General features: G+C 74.6%; 8 protein-coding genes. 3 read left to right on the plus strand and 5 right to left on the minus strand.

What is annotated here, in order from left to right; all coding sequences use genetic code 11:
• Positions 1-15 precede the first annotated feature (15 nt).
• The 5 genes from A6F73_RS17780 to A6F73_RS17800 form a co-directional block, all read right to left on the minus strand.
• Positions 16-1,620, minus strand: a complete 1,605-nt coding sequence (locus A6F73_RS17780; protein WP_063348708.1) for a hypothetical protein — start codon at positions 1,618-1,620, stop codon at positions 16-18.
• On the minus strand, positions 1,620-2,516 hold the full coding sequence (locus A6F73_RS17785; RefSeq protein ID WP_063348709.1) for an ABC transporter ATP-binding protein: 897 nt from the start codon (positions 2,514-2,516) through the stop codon (positions 1,620-1,622). Before A6F73_RS17785 ends, A6F73_RS17780 begins: the two co-directional genes overlap by 1 nt.
• Positions 2,517-2,519: 3 nt before the next feature.
• Positions 2,520-3,284: a DUF4097 family beta strand repeat-containing protein gene (locus A6F73_RS17790; protein WP_159398483.1), complete on the minus strand. Its 765-nt coding sequence runs from the start codon at positions 3,282-3,284 to the stop codon at positions 2,520-2,522.
• A gap of 264 nt (positions 3,285-3,548) precedes the next feature.
• Positions 3,549-4,511, minus strand: a complete 963-nt coding sequence (locus A6F73_RS17795; protein WP_244293424.1) for a TauD/TfdA family dioxygenase — start codon at positions 4,509-4,511, stop codon at positions 3,549-3,551.
• 43 nt (positions 4,512-4,554) lie between these two features.
• Positions 4,555-4,752 carry an MbtH family protein gene (locus tag A6F73_RS17800; protein WP_063348711.1) on the minus strand — a complete coding sequence of 66 codons (198 nt, stop codon included), beginning with the start codon at positions 4,750-4,752 and terminating at the stop codon, positions 4,555-4,557.
• Positions 4,753-5,006: 254 nt separating this feature from the next.
• On the opposite strand from A6F73_RS17800, the gene A6F73_RS17805 reads away from it, so the two are divergent.
• From A6F73_RS17805 to A6F73_RS17815, 3 genes are all read left to right on the plus strand, one after another.
• Positions 5,007-6,014, plus strand: a complete 1,008-nt coding sequence (locus A6F73_RS17805) for a class I SAM-dependent methyltransferase (protein WP_063348712.1) — start codon at positions 5,007-5,009, stop codon at positions 6,012-6,014.
• A 10-nt stretch (positions 6,015-6,024) separates the two neighbouring features.
• Positions 6,025-7,398, plus strand: a complete 1,374-nt coding sequence (locus tag A6F73_RS17810) for a serine hydrolase domain-containing protein (protein WP_063348713.1) — start codon at positions 6,025-6,027, stop codon at positions 7,396-7,398.
• Positions 7,399-7,522: 124 nt separating this feature from the next.
• The gene (locus A6F73_RS17815) at positions 7,523-17,191 is read left to right on the plus strand and encodes a non-ribosomal peptide synthetase (protein ID WP_063348714.1); all 9,669 of its coding nucleotides are present in this window, start codon (positions 7,523-7,525) and stop codon (positions 17,189-17,191) included.
• Positions 17,192-17,193 lie beyond the last annotated feature (2 nt).

Genomic DNA, 17,193 nt, shown 5'->3' on the forward strand with positions numbered 1-17,193 from the left:
TCGGAGGGCGGTGGTTCAGCGGTTGGCGCGCCGTACGGAGTCCACGCCGAGGGCCAGGGCGGCCAGTAGCACCGCGGCGGCGGCCACCGCGGCCGTGCCCGGGCCCTTGCCCTCCGCCACGCCGAGGAAGTCGACCTCGGGGATGCGGTTGAACATCGCGTACCAGAGCAGCGGGTAGAGCGCCTGGAACAGCCGGGGACCGCGGCTGACGATCCCGCAGAGCATCGCCAGGGCGGGCACCACCAGAGCGCCGACCAGGGCGGCGACCGCCGCGCCGGTGTCGCCGGAGGCGATCAGCCGGACGATCGGCACCGCGGTGACGGCCAGCGCCACGGCGATCCCGGCGAGCAGTCCTGCCAGCAGCCGGCGGCCCGCGGCCGGGCAGGCGGCGAGCAGGTCGTCGATGCTCCCGGCGCCGGCGTGGTTGCCCATCCGGGACCAGATGAGCACCGGCCAGAGCACGGTGAGCGGCAGCACCGGGTGGAGGACGTTCCCGCTCGGGACGAACGCGGCGAGCACGGCCAGGGCCAGCGTGCCCAGCCACCACCAGCGCATGCCCTGGAGCAGGATGCGCACCTCGCCGACCAGTGTGGGCAGGAAGGACGAGCCCGTCCGGGGCGGCGTCAACAGGGACGGGTCGAGGCCGAAGGAGGTGCCCGCGCCGGCGGCCGGCTCCTCGGCGTGGTCCGCGTGCTCGGCACCGGTCCGGTCGGCCGCGCCCTTGGCGCCCGGGACCAGCGCGCCGACCGCGCCGATGGCGGCGGACGGGTCGAAGCGGCGGAACCAGAGCACCGACAGCAGCGCGGCCACCAGCGAACCGGCCACCAGCAGCGCGGCGTTGGCCAGCAGACCGCCGCCCAGGTTGCCGAGACCGAGGCCCTGCCAGTCGAAGGTGACCGGGGTCTTGTCGTCGGAGGTGAGGCCGACGCCGAAGCGCACCGCCTCGGCCGGGTGCCCGGCCGCCGAGATCGCCTGGCGCATCGACTCGCTGATCCGTTCCATGCTCAGCAGGTCGTACGCACCGGAGGCCTGGGAGGCCATGATGCCGACCAGCCAGACCACGAACCAGATCAGCGCGCCGATGCCGCCGCGCAGGCCCGGCAGGGTGTCGAAGAGCACCGCGCAGGCGGCGACGAGGGCCAGCAGCGGGAGCGTGATCAGGACGAAGGGCAGCAGCAGGCGCACGACGTCGACGTGGTACGACTCGCCCTTGACCAGCTGCACGCCGAACGCGGTCACCGCGAGGGCGAGCAGCATCGAGCCGAGCACCAGCAGGTTGCTGCAGAACTTGCCGAACAGGTACGAGGGCCGGGTCATCGGCGTGGCCGCGAGGATCTGGCCGACGCCGTTGCGCTCGTCCTTGGGGACGGTGCCGCGGGTGATGTTGAAGCCGGCCAGCGCCAGCCAGACGGCGCCGCCGAGCGCGGTGACGGTGCCGACGTAGCCACTGGTGTACAGGCCCCGGTAGCCGCTGATCTGGAAGACCTGCCAGGTCGAGGAGCCGACCGGGGCGGCCAGCAGGCCCAGGGCGAGCGTGCCGAGCAGGACCACCAGGTAGGCGGGGCGGCGTCGGCGCTCCCGGAAGTCGGCGAGGGCGAGCGCGGTGACGGTGCCCGCCATCAGCGCACCACCGCCTGCGGGGCGGCCGGAGCCGGGGCGGAGGTCAGCAGCAGGTAGGCGTCGTCGAGCCGCGGCGGGACCGGCTCGGCGTGCTGGGCGGGCGCGTGCGGGGAGATCACCCGGGCGCGGACGCCCTGCGGGGTGCGCGTGGTGCCGCCGAGGACGAACCGCGAGCGCAGGGCCGGGATCTGGTCGGAGGCCACGGTGAGCTCCCAGATCGAGCCCTCGGCGAGCCGCAGGAGCTCCTCCGGGGTGCCGTGGTGGATCAGCCGGCCCTTGCCCATGATGGCGATCCGGTCGGCGGTGGCCGCCACGTCGGAGACGATGTGGGTGGAGAGGATCACGATCCGCTCGGAGCCGAGGCCGGTGAGCAGGTTGCTGAACCGCATCCGCTCCTCCGGGTCGAGGCCGACGGTCGGCTCGTCGACGATCAGCAGCTGGGGGTCGTTGAGCAGCGCCTGGGCGATGCCGACCCGCTGGCGCATGCCGCCGGACATCGAGCCGAGCCGCTGCTTGGCGGCTCCGGAGAGGTTGACCAGGTCGAGCAGCTCGGTGATCCGGGCGTTCGCGGAACGGCCCTGCAGCCCCTTGGCCGAGGCCAGGTAGGAGAGGAACTCGCGGGCGGTCAGCTGCGGGTAGACGCCGAAGTCCTGTGGCAGGTAGCCGATGGTGCGGCGCAGCGGGCCGGGGTTCTCGGCGATGTCGGTGCCGTTCCAGAACACCTGGCCGGAGGTCGGCTTGGTGACGGTGGCCAGGATCCGCATCAGGCTGGACTTGCCGGCGCCGTTGGAGCCGAGCAGGCCGAGCACGCCGGGGCGCAGGGTCAACGAGAAGGAGTCCACCGCGCGCTTGCCGCCGCGGTACTCCTTGGTCAGGTCGGTGATCTGGAGTTCCATCGCTCAGTCTTTCGTGTTGACGCGGACGACGCCGACCTTGGAGGCGACGGTGATGGCGTGGGCGGAGTTCGGGTCCTCGCCGACCTCCACGTGGGGGTTGGACGAGCCGGCCTTGGCCTCGACGTGGTAGCGGGTGCCGTCCTCGGGGACCCGCACGGTGATGCTGCCGGTGTCGGACTCGGCCTTGACCCTGTCGGGCGCCTTGACGAAGGTCAGCTTCACGCTGCCGTTCTCGTTGGCGACGTCCACGTCGGTGGAGGAGAGGCCGCTCGCGTCGACCTTGCCCTTGTCGGTGCGGACGGTGAGCGGCGCGGCGAGGCCGTCGAGGTCCACCGAGCCCTGCTCGGTCTTCACGTCGAGCTTGCCGTCGACGCCCTTGGCGGTGACGCCGGCCGATCCGCTGCCCTGGACGGTCACGGCCACGCCCTTGGGGACGTGCACGGTGTACTGGGCCTTGCAGTTGAGGACGATGCCGCTGCACTTGCCGGACAGCTTGAGGGTCTCGCCCTCCAGCGTCCAGGCGGCGTTGCCGTCCTTCGCGGCCTGGCCGGCGAGCCTGCGGTCGGCCCTGAGGGTGGTGCCGTCGGCGGGCACCAGGGTCACATCCTTGTCGGTGTCCACGGTGAGGTGCGTGCCCTGGAAGCCGAAGTCCTTGGAATCGTTGCGGGGTTGGGCGTCCAGGTCGTCGCTCACACCGCAGCCCGTGAGTGCGATGGCCAGCGCGGAGATCGGGGCCACCCAGGCCAGCTTGGCGGTCGACATTTTCATACCCGTCATGCTCCCGGCGGGGCCGGGGCGGCAACATCCGCCTTTCGGGAGAGATCGGCGGGGCGCCTCGTCCCTTTGGCCGAGGACGTGCTCTCGTTCTTTCGGCCGGGGCGGCACGGGTGAACGGACTCGGGTGGACCGGGGGTTCACTATACGAATTCCTCGGGGAAAGAGCGCCCGCCCGGCACGGGCCGATGAAGGCCGTGCCGGGCGGGCGGGGAAGGGGTGTTCGGAAGCGGTTGTCGCGGGCCGCCGGCTCCGGCCTCAGATCAGCACGGTCCGCTTTCCGGTGACGGCGCTGATTCGCCGGGCGTCGCGGGTGAGATTGACCCGCTTGAGCCAGCGGTCGGTGCCGTCGAAGCGGCAGCGGAAGGACTCCCGGCCGTGCACCACCCGGAAGTTGTCGACGAAGACCAGGTCGCCGGGGGCGAGCGAGATCCGCTCCACGTGCTCGCCGAGGACGGCCTGGACGGTCTCCACGGCTTCGGCGGCCGCGTCGTCGCCGGGCAGCGGGCGCATGAAGTCGATGTCGAAGCGCAGGTAGGGGGTGTTCGGGGGGCCGAACAGCACGGCGCCGAGCTGCGAGCCGTCGCCGGCGCTGTCGGGCAGCGAGCCGAGGTTGTGGGAGTCGTCCGGGAGGAACAGGAAGCGCTCCTGGAACAGCACCTCGCGGACGTCCTGAGGCAGGTCGAGCGCCTCGGCGCGGACGTAGGTGGTGCCCACCTGGGTGGGGTTGCGCAGGCACAGCAGGGCCACGTAGTCGCTGCGGCAGGGGTGGAAGACGTCCTCGGTGTGGAAGTTGAGCTCCCTGGTGCTGCTGGCGCTGGTCAGCGAGTTGTCGTCCTCGGGGGTGGGGCAGACGTCGTGGACCAGCCGGCCGGCCTGTTGGCTGGTCCAGCCGAACGGCTCGGCGAGTCCGGCGCCGACCAGGGCCAGCACGCCCTCCTCGTGCCAGCCCGCGCCGAGCTTGGCGGCCGGCTCCCAGCCGAGCGGGGTGGGCTCCAGATCGGCCCGGACCGGCAGGTTGGAGACCACGGTGATGGCCTCCCCGCCGGTCCGCGTCGCGGCGAGGAAGGTCCGCAGCCGCTCGGGCAGCCGCTGGGCGGCGCCGGTGGCGGCCGCGGACATCCGCGAGGGGTCCTGGTCGCCGTTCAGCGACTCCAGGAATTCATCGGCGAGAACCGCGATCTCGTCGCGCTCTTCATCGTGCAACCGCAGCGTGGACACCGCTTTCCTTTCTTTCGCGTCGGTGCGCCCTGGGGATTTCCGGTCAGGACGCGATGGAGCGTGGGCGGAGGTCGTTCCAGTTGCTCTCGACGTAATTCAGACATTCCTCCCTGGAGTCGGGTCCGTACGTCGACGACCAACCGTCTGGAACGTCGAGGAAATCCGGCCAGAGGCTGTGCTGGTTCGCCTGGTTGACCAAAACCCGGAAGGTGCCGTCGGCGTTCTCGAACGGGTTGCCCATTCGTCTCTCCCTGAACTGGTGGGGCTGGCACTGGCACCGCTCATGCTGGGAATCGGTTCGGCGTGCTGACAAGCTCGTTAAGCCAGGCCTTAAATCAGAAAACGGACCCTTCGGCTTCGCTTCGCCGAATGCCTGTGGCGGGCCGGTATATCGCGCTGACCTGCGGTTATCGTGCCCTGCTTAAGGAGCTGGAGCCTGCTGTTGGTTCCGGTCGAAACTGATGGCACCTGCCGGAAACCGAACAGGAGGCATCCATGTCGATCACTGAAGTGGCGATACCCGGGGCAAAACTGACATCGGCCGACATCTACAACTCGGCGGTGGCATCCTGGGCAATTGCCGCAGCCTGGGAGGTGGGAGCGCTCGACGAACTGGACGGCGCCGCCTCTCTGGATGCGGAGGAACTGGCGGAAAAGCTCGGGCTGGACCCGGTCGCGTCCCGCGGGATGTTCCAGGCGCTCGCCTCGGTCGGGGTCGTCACCCGCGATGGCGGCACCGTCAGCCCCGGCCCGATCTTCGACGAGGTGAACACCTACCGGTCGTACTTCCACTGGCTCAGCCGGGGCTGCTCCGGTCTTTATACCGAAATGCCCTCGGTGCTCCGAAAAGAGAACCGGGTCGGTTCCTTCCACCACCGTGACGGCGCGGCCATCGGCTACGCCTGCCGCGAGCTGTCCTCGTTCTCGTTCGACCCGGCGTTCTGGGCCGCGATGGATCGGCTGCCGTTCGACTTCAAGGTCGCCGCCGACCTCGGCTGCGGCAGCGGCGAGCGGCTCATCCAGCTCGCCAACCGCTACCCCGGCACCCGCGGGCTCGGCCTCGACATCGGCCTCCCGGCCGTCGAGATGACCACCCGTGAGGTGGCCAGGGCCGGCCTGTCCGACCGCATCACCGCTCTCCAGGCGGACGCCCGCGACCTGGCCCCGCACCCCGTCTTCGCGGAGGTCGAGCTGCTCACCTGCTTCATGATGGGCCACGACTTCTGGCCCCGCGAGAACGCCGTCAAGTCGATGCGCACCCTGCGCGAGCGGTTCCCCAACGTGCGCCGCTTCCTGCTGGGCGACACCACCCGCACGGTCGGCTACCCGGACCGCGGGATCCCGCTGTTCAACCTCGGCTTCGAGTCCGCCCACGACCTGATGGGGGTGTACGTGCCCACCCTGGACGAGTGGTACGGGGTCTTCGAGGAGACCGGCTGGAAGCTGGCCGGCGAGCAGCGGATCGAGTCGCCCGCCGCCTCCGTCGTCTTCGAGTTGGAGTGACCCCGACACCATGACGACCACCTCGGCAACCCCCACCAGGAGCGTCGACCCGGCCAGCGCCGGCGGGCTCGGCCGGCTGCTGCATCGACTGATCCGCCGGCACACCGTCCCCGGAGCCCAACTCGCCATCCTGCACCGGGGCGTGACCTCGGTGGTGGTGGCCGGGGAGGAGCGCCACGACAGCGGCCGGCCGGTCGTCGCGGAGTCCCGGTTCCCGGTCGGCTCGCTCACCAAGCCGTTCACCGCCGCGCTGCTGACGACCCTGGCGGGTGAGGGCGAGGTGGACCCGGACGCCCCGCTCGGCGAGCAGTTCCGCGAGTTCGCGGCGCTGCCCGGGGCGCTCGGAAGCGAACTGACGCTGCGGCACCTGCTCACCCACACCGGCGGACTGCCCGGGAGTCACCCCGCCGAGCAACCGCCGGCCGACCGCGACCAGTACCTCAGGGAGGCCGCGGCGACCGTGGTCTGCCCGCCGGGCACGGCCTTCTCCTACTCCAACGTCGGGCTGGTGGCGGCCGGCCGAGTCGCCGAACTGGCCCTCGGCATGCCGTGGGAGGAGGCCGTCACCTCGGTCCTGCTGCGTCCGCTCGGCATCCGAGCGGCCTTCGTCACCGGTTCGGGCGCCGCCGCCGGGCACGTCCCCGGGCACGCCGCGCAGCCGGCGTACGGTACCGCCCGCCCGGTGGCCCAGCTGCTGCCGCCGGTGGAGGCGCCGGCCGGCGCGCTCGCGCTCGCCGCCGCGGACCTGCTGCGGTTCGGCACCCTGCTCGCGGACGAACCGGTGCGCCCGCGCGGGCCGCTGCTGCCGCCGCCCCGGGTCACCGAGGCGATGCGCCGGATCGAGCCGAACACCGACGCGTTCGGCCTGGCCGACGCCTGGGGCCTCGGCCTCGCGCACCACCTGGCCCCGGACGGCCGGACCTGGGTCGGTCACGACGGCACCGGCGACGGCACCTCCTGCCACCTGCGGGTCGACCCGCAGGAGGGCACGGTCGTCGCGCTGACCACCAACGCGGGCACCGGACTCGCGCTCTGGGACGACCTGCTGGCCGAACTGGGCGAGGCCGGGATCGAGGTCGGCAGTCACCCGTTCACCCGGCTGCGCGGCGACGCGCCGCCGGCCCCCGAGCACCTCCTCGCCGACTGCGCGGGGACCTACCGCAACGGCGCCACCGAGTACCGCCTGGTCCGTGACCCGGACGGCCTGCGGCTCGACCAGGGAGGCCGACCGTTCGCCCGGCTCGCCGTCCGGTCGGACCTGGCGTTCTCGGTCGTCGAGCTGACCACCGAGCGGACCGGCTACACCGGCCGCTTCCACCGGGACCCGGACACCGGGCGGATCGACCGCATGCAGGTCGGCGGGCGCCTGGCGGCCCGGTGGTGAGCGGCGGTACACGGCAGTAACCAGCGTGTTCCGGACTCCCGCGACCCGCGGGAGTCCGAAGCCGTCGTCGGACCGGACGGCCGGCTGAACGGGCAGAGCAGACCGAAGGGCAGGAGACACAACCATGTCGCACGAGGCGGCTTCCCCGGACGCACGGCTCATCACTGGCACCGACCCGGCGTCGGCGGAGGCGGCAGGGTGGCACGCGGGACCGCCGGCGCCCGCCGCCGGCACCCTGCCCGAGCTGCTGCGCCGGCAGGTCGAGCGGGCCCCGAGGGCGCCCGCCCTGGTGTCCGGGGCCGGCACCCTCTCGTACGCCGAGCTGGACAGCCGGACCAACCGGCTGGCGCACCTGCTGATCGACCGGGGCGTCGGCCCCGGCAGCATCGTGGCGCTCGGCATGGCCCGCGGCGCGGATCTCGTGCTGGCGGCCATCGCCACCACCAAGGCCGGTGCCGCCTACCTGCCGGTCGATCCGGCCTACCCGGCCGAACGGGTCGCCTACGTCCTCGCCGACGCCTCGCCGCGGCTGCTGCTCACCAACGGCGCCGGTTCGGTCCGGGCCGCCGACGGCCCGCCGACCGTGCTGGACCTCGCCGACCCGGCCGTTGCCGAGGCGCTGGCGGGCTGCCCGGACACCGACCCGGCCGCGGCCGGGAAGGTCGGGCCGGGACACCCACTGGACGCCGCGTACGTCATCTACACCTCCGGGTCCACCGGGCGCCCCAAGGGCGTGGCCGTGCCCCACCACGGCCTCGCCGCCCTCACCGCCCAGCACGTCGCCCAGCTGGCGGCCGGCCCCGGTTCCCGGGTGCTGCAGTTCGCCAGCCCCAGTTTCGACGCCTCGGTGTTCGAACTCTCCATGGCGCTGCTCACCGGCGGCACGCTGGTCCTGGCCGACGCCGCGCGGCTGGTACCCGGTCCGGCCTTCGGCGACCTGCTGGCCGAACTGCGGATCACCCACGTCACCCTGCCGCCGGCGGTGCTCGCCACCCTGCCGGACGGGGCGGTCCCGGCCGGCGTCACCGTCGTCACGGCCGGCGAGGCCTGCTCCGCCGCGGTCGCGGCCCGCTGGGCGCCCGGCCGGCTGATGGTCAACGGGTACGGGCCGACCGAGTCCACCGTCTGCGCCACCATGAGCGACCCGATCCCCGGGGACGGCACCGCCCCCGACATCGGACGCCCGGTGACCGGCACCCGGGTGCACGTTCTCGACGAGCGGCTGCGGCCGGTCGCCCCCGGCGCCGTCGGCGAGCTGTACGTGGCCGGAGACGGGCTGGCGCTCGGCTACCTGGGCCGCCCCGGTCTGACCGCCGAGCGCTTCGTCGCCGACCCGTACGGACCGGCCGGCGGCCGCCTCTACCGCACCGGCGACCTCGCCGAGTGGACCGCGGACGGCGTGCTGCGCTACCGCGGCCGGACCGACGACCAGGTCAAGATCCGGGGCTTCCGGGTCGAGCTGGGCGAGGTCGAGGCCGCCGTGCTGACCCACCCGGCCGTCGCCGAGGCCGCCGCCGGAGCACCCGAGGACGAGCGCGGCCACCGCCGACTGGTCGTCCACGTTCGCGCGGAGGCGGGCCTGGCCGCGCCCACCCGGGCCGAGCTCGCCGCACACCTGCGCCGCACCCTGCCCGAGCACCTGCTGCCCTCCGCGGTGGTCCCGGTCGGGCACTTCCCGCTCAACCCCTCCGGAAAGGTGGACCGCGCCAAGCTGCCCGCGCCGGACCGGACCGGCCGCGGGGTCGCCCACGTGCCGGCGGACGGCCCGGTCGAGGAGGCTGTGGTCCGGATCTGGGAGGAGGCCCTCGGCACCACCGGTGTCGGGACCACCGACGACTTCTTCGACCTCGGCGGCGACTCGCTGCTGGGCGCCCGCGTCCTGGCCCGGCTGAAGGCGGAGTTCGGCACCGCGCCGAGTCTGCGCGAGCTGTTCGCCGCGCCGACCGCGGGCGCGGTCGCCGCCCTGGTCGGACCGGCCGGGCACACCCCCGCCCCGGTCCGGGCCGTCGCGCGCGACGGCGCGCCGGGTGGTCACGGCGGCACCGTGCCGATGTCCTTCGCCCAGGAGAGCCTCTGGTTCCTCCACGATGCCGCCCCGGCCCTGGCCGGGTACGGCGCCGCGGCCGGCATCGAGCTGACCGGCGAACTGGACGACGAGGCGCTGCGCGCCGCCTTGGGCGCGGTGCTCGCCCGGCACGAGGTGCTCCGCACCACCTTCCGGGCCGGCGAGCACGGCGGCGTGCAGGTGGTGCACGAGCCCGGCGAGCCCGCGCTCGACGTGGTCGACCTCACCGCGCTGTCGGCCGGGAAGGCGGCGGACGAGCACGAGCGACTGCTCGCCGAGGCCACGGCCCGTCCGTTCGACCTGGTGGCCGGGCCGCTGCTGCGCACCCTGCTGATCCATCTGCCCGGGCAGCGGCACGTGCTGGTGCTGGACCAGCACCACATCGTCACCGACGGCTGGTCCACCCGCGCCCTGCTCCGGGAGCTCTTCGAGCTCTACGGCCGGGCCGTGCGCGGGCCGCTCGGCCCGGTGGCGCCGGCGCCCGACCAGTTCGCCCGCCACGCCGCCGACCAGCGCGACCGGGCCCGGGCCGGCGCCTGGGACGCCGACATCGCGTACTGGCGCGAGCGGCTCGCCGACCTGCCGCCGCTCGACCTGCCCGCTGACCGGCCGCGCTCGGCGGCCCGCACCGGCGCCGGCGCCCTGCACCGGTTCCGCGTCCCGGCCGAGCTGGCCGCCAGGCTGCGCGCCCTGTCCCGGGCCCGTCGGGCCACCGTCTTCATGACGCTGACCGCCGCCGTGCACGTCCTGCTGGCCCGGCACAGCGGCCAGCGCGACTTCGCCCTCGGCATCGCCACCGCCGGCCGCCGCGACGGCGTGGACGACGACACCCAGGGCTTCTTCGCCAACCTGGTGCCGCTGCGCACCGCGCTCGACCCCGCCCGGCCGTTCGGTGAACTCGTCGACGCCGTGAGGGAGTCCACCCTGGTTGCGGTCGAGCACGGCGAGGTGCCGTTCGACCGGCTGGTCGAGGCGCTGCGTCCGGTCCGCGAACCGGGCCGGATGCCGCTGGTGCAGACCGCCGTCACCTACCAGGAACCGCTGCTGCGCCCCGGGGCGGCGGCCGCCGGGCTCCACCTGGCCGAGGCCGAACTCCCGCGATCCTCCTCGCGGTTCGACCTGCTCTTCGAGTTCTGGAACCACGGCGACACGCTCGGCGCCGGCATCGAGTACAGCACCGACCTGTTCACCGCTGCCACGGTCGCCCGGCTGGCGGACCACCTGCTCGGCCTGCTCCGGTCGGCCGTCGCCGGCGCCGACACGCCCGCCGGGGAGCTCGCCCTGGTCGGCGCGCAGGACGCCGGGGCCCGGCGGGCCCGGGCCGACTGGCACGACACCGAGGTCACCTACCCGCGCGAGGCCCGGGTCCACGAGCTGTTCGAGCGCGTCGCCCGGCTCCGCCCGGAGGCCGTCGCCCTGGTGCACGAGGAGACCGTCGTCCGCTACGGCGAGCTCAACACCCAGGCCAACCGGCTGGCCCGCCGACTGGCAGCCGCCGGGGTCGGGCGCGGCACGCTCGTCCCGGTCTGCGCCCGGCGCTCGCCCGGGATGGTCGTCGGGCTGCTGGCGGTGCTCAAGGCCGGCGGCGCCTACGCGCTGCTCGACACCGGCCTGCCGGTCGAGCGGCTGCGGCTGATGATCGAGGACCTGGCCGCGCCGGTCGCGCTCGTCGGGGCCGACGCCGAGGCGACCGTCCGGGCGGCCTGGCCCGCCGCGGGCGACCCGGTCCTGCTGTCGCTCACCGACCCGGCCACCGACGCCGAGGACGGCTTTGACCCGGCCGTCCCGGGCAGCGCCGAGGACCCGGCGACGGTGATGTTCACCTCCGGCTCCACCGGTCGGCCCAAGGGCGTGCTGGCGGCCCACCGCGCCACCGTGCGCACCTTCGTCGGCACCGACTACGCCCGGTTCGGGCCGGACGAGGTGGTCCTGCAGACGGCGCCGATCTCCTGGGACGCGTTCTCCCTGGAGCTGTTCGGCGCGCTGCTGCACGGCGCCCGCTGCGTCCTCCAGCCGGCCCCCACGCCCGAGCCGGAGGCGATCGCCGAGCTCGTCGAGCGGCACGGCGTCACCACCCTGTGGCTGTCCTCCAGCCTGTTCAACGTGATGGTCGAGGAGTACCCGGGCATCTTCGGGACGCTCCGCCAGGTGCTGACCGGCGGCGAGGCGGTCTCGGTCGAGCACGTCGGCCGGGTGCTGCGCCGCCACCCCGGGCTGCGCCTGGTCAACGGCTACGGACCGGTGGAGTCCATGGTGTTCGCCACCACCCACCGGATCACCGAGCGGGACCTGGAGCGGGCCTCGGTGCCGATCGGCCGCCCGCTGGCCAACACCCGGGTCCACCTGCTGGACCAGGACGGACGGCCGGTGGCGGACGGCGTGCCCGGCGAGCTGTACCTGGCCGGCGACGGCCTGGCGATCGGCTACCTCGGCCGGCCCGAGCTGACCGCCGAGCGGTTCGGCCCCGCGGTCTTCGACCCGGCCGAGCGGCTCTACCGCACCGGCGACCTGGCCCGGATGCTGCCCGAGGGCGTGCTGGAGTTCCTCGGCCGGGCCGACGACCAGGTCAAGGTGCGCGGCTTCCGGATCGAGCCCGGCGAGATCGTCGCCGCCCTGCTGCGGCTGCCGGAGCTGGCCGACGCCGCCGTCCTGGCACTGCCGGACGGCGCGGGCTCCAAGCGCCTGGTCGGCTACCTGGTGCCCCGGGACGCCGAGCAGCGCCCGGACACCGCCGGGGTGCGCGCCGCACTGGCGGAGCACCTGCCCTCGTACATGGTGCCGTCCGCCTTCGTCACGCTGCCGGCGCTGCCGCTGAACGCCGCCGGGAAGCTCGACCGGGCCGCCCTGCCGGTGCCCGAGGCCGACGCCGGGCGGGCCTACCTGGCGCCGCGCGACGAGAAGGAGCGGCTGCTCGCGCAGACCTGGGCCCGGCTGCTCGGCGTGGAACAGGTCGGCGTCGAGGACAACTTCTTCGAGCTGGGCGGGGACTCCATCCTCACCATGCGGGTCGCCGCCCGGGCCCGCGCCGAGGGGCTCTCCCTGCGCTCCGGCGACGTGATGCGGCATCAGAGCGTCGCCGCGCTGGCCGCCGTGGCGGTCTGGGCCCGGGACGAGGCGCCCGCCGCCGAACAGGGCCCGGTCGAGGGCGAGCTGCCGCTCACCCCGATCCAGCGCTGGTTCCACGGCACCGACCCGGCCCGGCCCGGGCACTTCGACCAGACCGTCCGGGTCGAACTGGCCCCCGGAGTCGACCAGTCGGCCCTGGAGCGGGCGCTGCGCGCCCTGTTCGCGCAGCACGACGCGCTGCGGCTGCGCTTCACCGGGACCGTCGGCCACCACGCGCCCGGCCAGGTCGGCCCCCTGCTGCACGTCGTCGACCTGGCCGGCCTGCCGGTCGACGAGCAGGACCGCCGGATCGACGACGTGGCCGAGCGGGCCGAGGAGTTCGACCTCGCCGAGGGCCCGCTGTTCGGCGCCACCCTGCTGCGCGGCGACACCGAGCGGCCGGACGTGCTGGTGCTGGCGGCCCACCACCTGGTGGTCGACGGCGTCTCCTGGCGCATCCTGCTGGAGGACCTCGCCGACGCCTACCGGCAGGCCGCGGTCGGCCGGGAGGTGCGGCTCGGCGCCAAGACCACCTCGTTCCGGGCCTGGGCGCTCGACCTCGAAGCCCGCACCGCCGCCGGCGAGTTCGAGCCCGAGCGGGCGTACTGGGACGGCGTGCCGGACCGGGCGACGCCCCGGCTGCCGCGCGACCGGGCAGGTGCCAACACCGCGGCTTCGACCCGCACGCTGACCGTCCGGCTGACCGCCGCCGAGACGGACGCGGTGCTCCGGGAGCTCCCGGCCCGCTACCGGGGCGGCCCGGACGACGTCCTGCTGAGCGCGCTCGGCACCGCACTGGCCGCCTGGACCGGCCTGCCGAAGGTGCTGGTGGACCTGGAGGGCCACGGCCGGGCCGAGCGGGACGGCACCGACCTGTCCCGCACCGTCGGCTGGTTCACCGCCGTGTACCCCGTCGCCCTCGACCTGCCCGATCCGGCCGCCGGCTGGCCGGCCGTCCTCAAGTCCGTCAAGCAGCGGCTGCGGGATGTCCCCGGCGGCGGCCTCGGCCACGGCGCTCTGCGCGACGCGGCCGCCCACCGCACCGAGCGCGACCGCGCGCCCGAGGTGAGCTTCAACTACCTCGGCCGCTTCGAGGAACTGCCCGAGGGCGGCCCGTTCGAGGCGGGCACCCGGCCGCGGATGTGGCTGCGGCAGTCCCCGGAGTCGGTCCGTCCCCACCTGCTCGACGTCATCGCCGTCCTCGGCGACGGCGGCGCCCTGGAACTGCTCTGGCAGTACTCCGACCAGGTGCACGAGGAGGCCACCGTACGGCGCCTCGCCGAGGCCACCGCCGATGCGCTCCGCGCGCTGGCCGCGCACGCGGGCGAGCCCGGAGCCGGCGGCCGGACCCCCTCGGACTTCCCGCTGCTGCGGCTGGACCAGGCCGCGGTGGACCGGCTGGCCGGTGACGGCCGGGCGGTGGCGGACCTCTACCCGCTCACCGCGATGCAGGCCGGCATGCTCTTCCACTCGTTGGAGGCCGCCGCCGAGACCGGCGGTCAGGACGCCTACTTCGCCCAGTTCGCCTTCGTGCTGGACGGCGTGGACCGCGTCGACCTGCTGGAACGCGCCTGGCGCAGCACCGTCGACCGAACCCCGGTGCTGCGTACCACGGTCGCCGACGCCGGGGCCGGCGGGTTCGTCCAGCGGGTGCTGCGGACCGTCCCCACCCCGCTGACCGTGCTGGACTGGAGCGGACTGGACGAGGCCGGGCGGGCCGAGGCGTTGGAGCGGCTCTTCGCCGCCGACCGCGCGCTCGGCGTGGACCTGGCCGGCGGCCCGCTCACCCGGCTCACCGCGGCCCGGCTGGACAGCGGCTCGCTCCACCTGCTGTGGACCTTCCACCACGCGCTGCTGGACGGCTGGAGCCTCTACCAGGTGCTCTCCGACCTGTTCGCCGAGTACGCGGCGCTGCGCGCCGGCCGGCCGTCCGCCGCCGTCGAGCGGCCGCCGTTCCGCGACTACGTGGCCTGGCAGCTCGCTCGGGACACCGACGAGGCGCAGCGGTACTTCACCGAGCGGCTGGCGAGCCTGACCACCGCCACCCCGCTGCCCTTCGACCGCAGGCCGACCGGCGAGCACCGGGTCAGGTCCTCCGCGCGGCTGCGGGTGGAACTGCCGGCCGAGCTGTCCGCCCGGGTCTACCGGGCCGCGCGGGACCGGCAGGTCACCGTGAACACGGTGGTCCAGGGCGCCTGGGCGCTGCTGCTGTCCCGGCTGTCCGGGCAGGGCGACGTCTGCTTCGGCGCGACCGTCTCCGGCCGCCCCCACGACCTCGACGGCGCGCCGGACATGGTCGGGCTGTTCATCGGCACCCTGCCGGTCCGCGCCCTCGCGGACCCGCAGGCCGAGCTCGGGCCCTGGCTGCGCGAGCTCCAGCAGGAGCAGGTGCGGGCCCGCGTGCACGAGCACCTGCCGCTCACCGCGATCCAGGCCCGCAGCGGGATCGCCGCCCCGGCCAGGCTCTTCGACAGCGTGCTGGTCTTCGAGAACTACCCGGTGGACGACGCCGCGCTCACCGTCGGCGGCCTCGCCCTGCGCGACGTGAGCGCCGACGCCGAGACCACCAACTACCCGGTGACGGTGGGCGTCTACCCGACCGAGCGGCTGACCTTCTCGTTCGCCTACGACCCCGCCCTGTTCGACGAGCGGACGGTGCGGACCTTCGCCGACCGGCTCGGTCTGCTGCTGGGCGGCATGGCCGAGCCGGAGCGGGACGCGCCGACCCGGCTGGTGGACCTGCCCTGGCTGACCGAGGACGAGCTGCGGCGGCACCTGACCGGCCACGACGACACCGCGGTCGCCGTGGACCGCACCACCGTGCCGGAGCGGATCGCCGCCCAGGCCCGGCGCACTCCCGCGGCGCTCGCGCTGACCGGCCCCGACGGCCGCCTCGACTACGCCGACCTGGCCGCGCGCTCCGACGCGCTGGCCGCCCGGCTGCGCGCCGCCGGGGTCGGCACCGAGGACGTGGTGGCCGTCGCCATGCGGCCCTCCGCGCTGCTGGTGGTGACCCTGCTCGCGGTGTGGAAGGCCGGCGCCGGGTACGTGCCGCTGGACCTCCAGCACCCGGCCCGGCGGCTCGGCGCCCTGCTCGCCGAGTGCGGTCCGGTGCGGCTGCTGGCGGACGCCGAGGGCGCAGCGGCCTTGGACGGCGAGGCGCCGGCCGGCTGCCCGGTCGACCTGGTGGACCTGGCGGGCCTGGCCGGCCCGTACGACCACACCGGGGTCGTCCGACCCGCCCCGGCGGACACCGCGTACGTGCTCTACACCTCCGGTTCGACCGGCACCCCCAAGGGCGTGGTCGTCGAGCACGCCTCGCTGGCGCACTACCTGGCCCACGCCGCCGACGCGTACCCGGGCCTGCGCACCTCGGCGCTGCTGCACTCCTCGATCGCCTTCGACCTCACCGTCACCGCGCTGTGGACCCCGCTCACCCTGGGCGGCACGGTCGTGGTGTCCCCGCTGGAGCCGGACGCGCTCGCCGAACTGGCCGCCGCCGGCACCGCGGTGGGCTTCGTCAAGGCGACGCCCAGCCACCTCCCGCTGCTGGAGCGCCTGCCCGACGTGGCGGCCGGCTCGGCCGACCTGGTGGTCGGCGGCGAGCAATTGCTCGGCGAGACCCTCGTCGGCTGGCGGGCCCGGCACCCCGGCAGCGCGGTGATCAACGAGTACGGGCCGACCGAGGCGACCGTGGGCTGCATCGTGTACCGGGCCGAGCCCGGGCAGCCGCTCGCCCCGGGCGCCGTCCCGATCGGCCGGCCGATCCGCAACACCCAGGCCTACCTGCTCGACGGCACGCTGCGCCCGGTGCCCGACGGCGTCACCGGCGAGCTGTACCTCGGCGGTGACGGCCTGGCCCGCGGTTACCGGGGCCGTCCGGCGCTGACCGCCGAGCGGTTCGTCGCCGCCCCGTTCGGTGCGCCCGGCGGACGGCTCTACCGCACCGGCGACCTGGCCCGGCGCCGCGCCGACGGCGTGATCGAGTACCTGGGCAGGGTCGACGACCAGGTGAAGGTGCGTGGCTTCCGGATCGAACTCGGTGAGGTGGAGAGTGCGTTGACTCGCCACCTGGGCGTCGCCGCGGCCGCTGCCACGGTCGCCGACGGGGTGCTCGGCGGGCACGTGGTGACCACCGGCGGCCCGGACGCGCCGGACGCGGCCGAGCTGCGCCGCTTCCTGGCCGGGCTGTTGCCCGAGCACATGGTTCCGGCGGGCTTCGCCTTCGTCCCGGCGCTGCCCCTCACCCCCAACGGCAAGGTCGACCGGGCGGCGCTCGGCCGACCCGCGGAACGGTCCACCGAGCCCGCCGAGCCCGCAGCACCGGAGCCGCAGGAGCCGCTGACGCCCACCGAGCAGGCCCTGGCAGGCATCTGGTCGGACGTCCTGGGGGTGGCGCAGGTCGGCCCGCACGACGACTTCATCGGCCTGGGCGGGGACTCCATCCGGAGCCTGGGCGTGATGGCAAGCGTCCGCAGGGCGTTCGGGATCTCCCTGTCGCCGCGGGAGGTCATGACCGCCCGGACCGTCTCCGAGCTGGCGGCGCTCATCGAGGACAAGGTCCTGGCGGACATCCTGGCCGCCGAGGGACTGGCGGACACCGGCACGAGCAGCGAGGCATGAGG

Origin of the sequence: Streptomyces sp. MJM8645 (genome assembly GCF_001625365.1) — a bacterium.
GTDB lineage: Bacteria > Actinomycetota > Actinomycetes > Streptomycetales > Streptomycetaceae > Kitasatospora.

Coding starts and splice junctions, on each gene's coding strand:
- A6F73_RS17780 (WP_063348708.1), bottom strand. CDS start 1,620: ATGGCGGGCACCGTCACCGCGCTCGCCCTCGCCGACTTCCGGGAGCGC.
- A6F73_RS17785 (WP_063348709.1), bottom strand. CDS start 2,516: ATGGAACTCCAGATCACCGACCTGACCAAGGAGTACCGCGGCGGCAAG.
- A6F73_RS17805 (WP_063348712.1), top strand. CDS start 5,007: ATGTCGATCACTGAAGTGGCGATACCCGGGGCAAAACTGACATCGGCC.
- A6F73_RS17810 (WP_063348713.1), top strand. CDS start 6,025: ATGACGACCACCTCGGCAACCCCCACCAGGAGCGTCGACCCGGCCAGC.
- A6F73_RS17790 (WP_159398483.1), bottom strand. CDS start 3,284: ATGAAAATGTCGACCGCCAAGCTGGCCTGGGTGGCCCCGATCTCCGCG.
- A6F73_RS17800 (WP_063348711.1), bottom strand. CDS start 4,752: ATGGGCAACCCGTTCGAGAACGCCGACGGCACCTTCCGGGTTTTGGTC.
- A6F73_RS17815 (WP_063348714.1), top strand. CDS start 7,523: ATGTCGCACGAGGCGGCTTCCCCGGACGCACGGCTCATCACTGGCACC.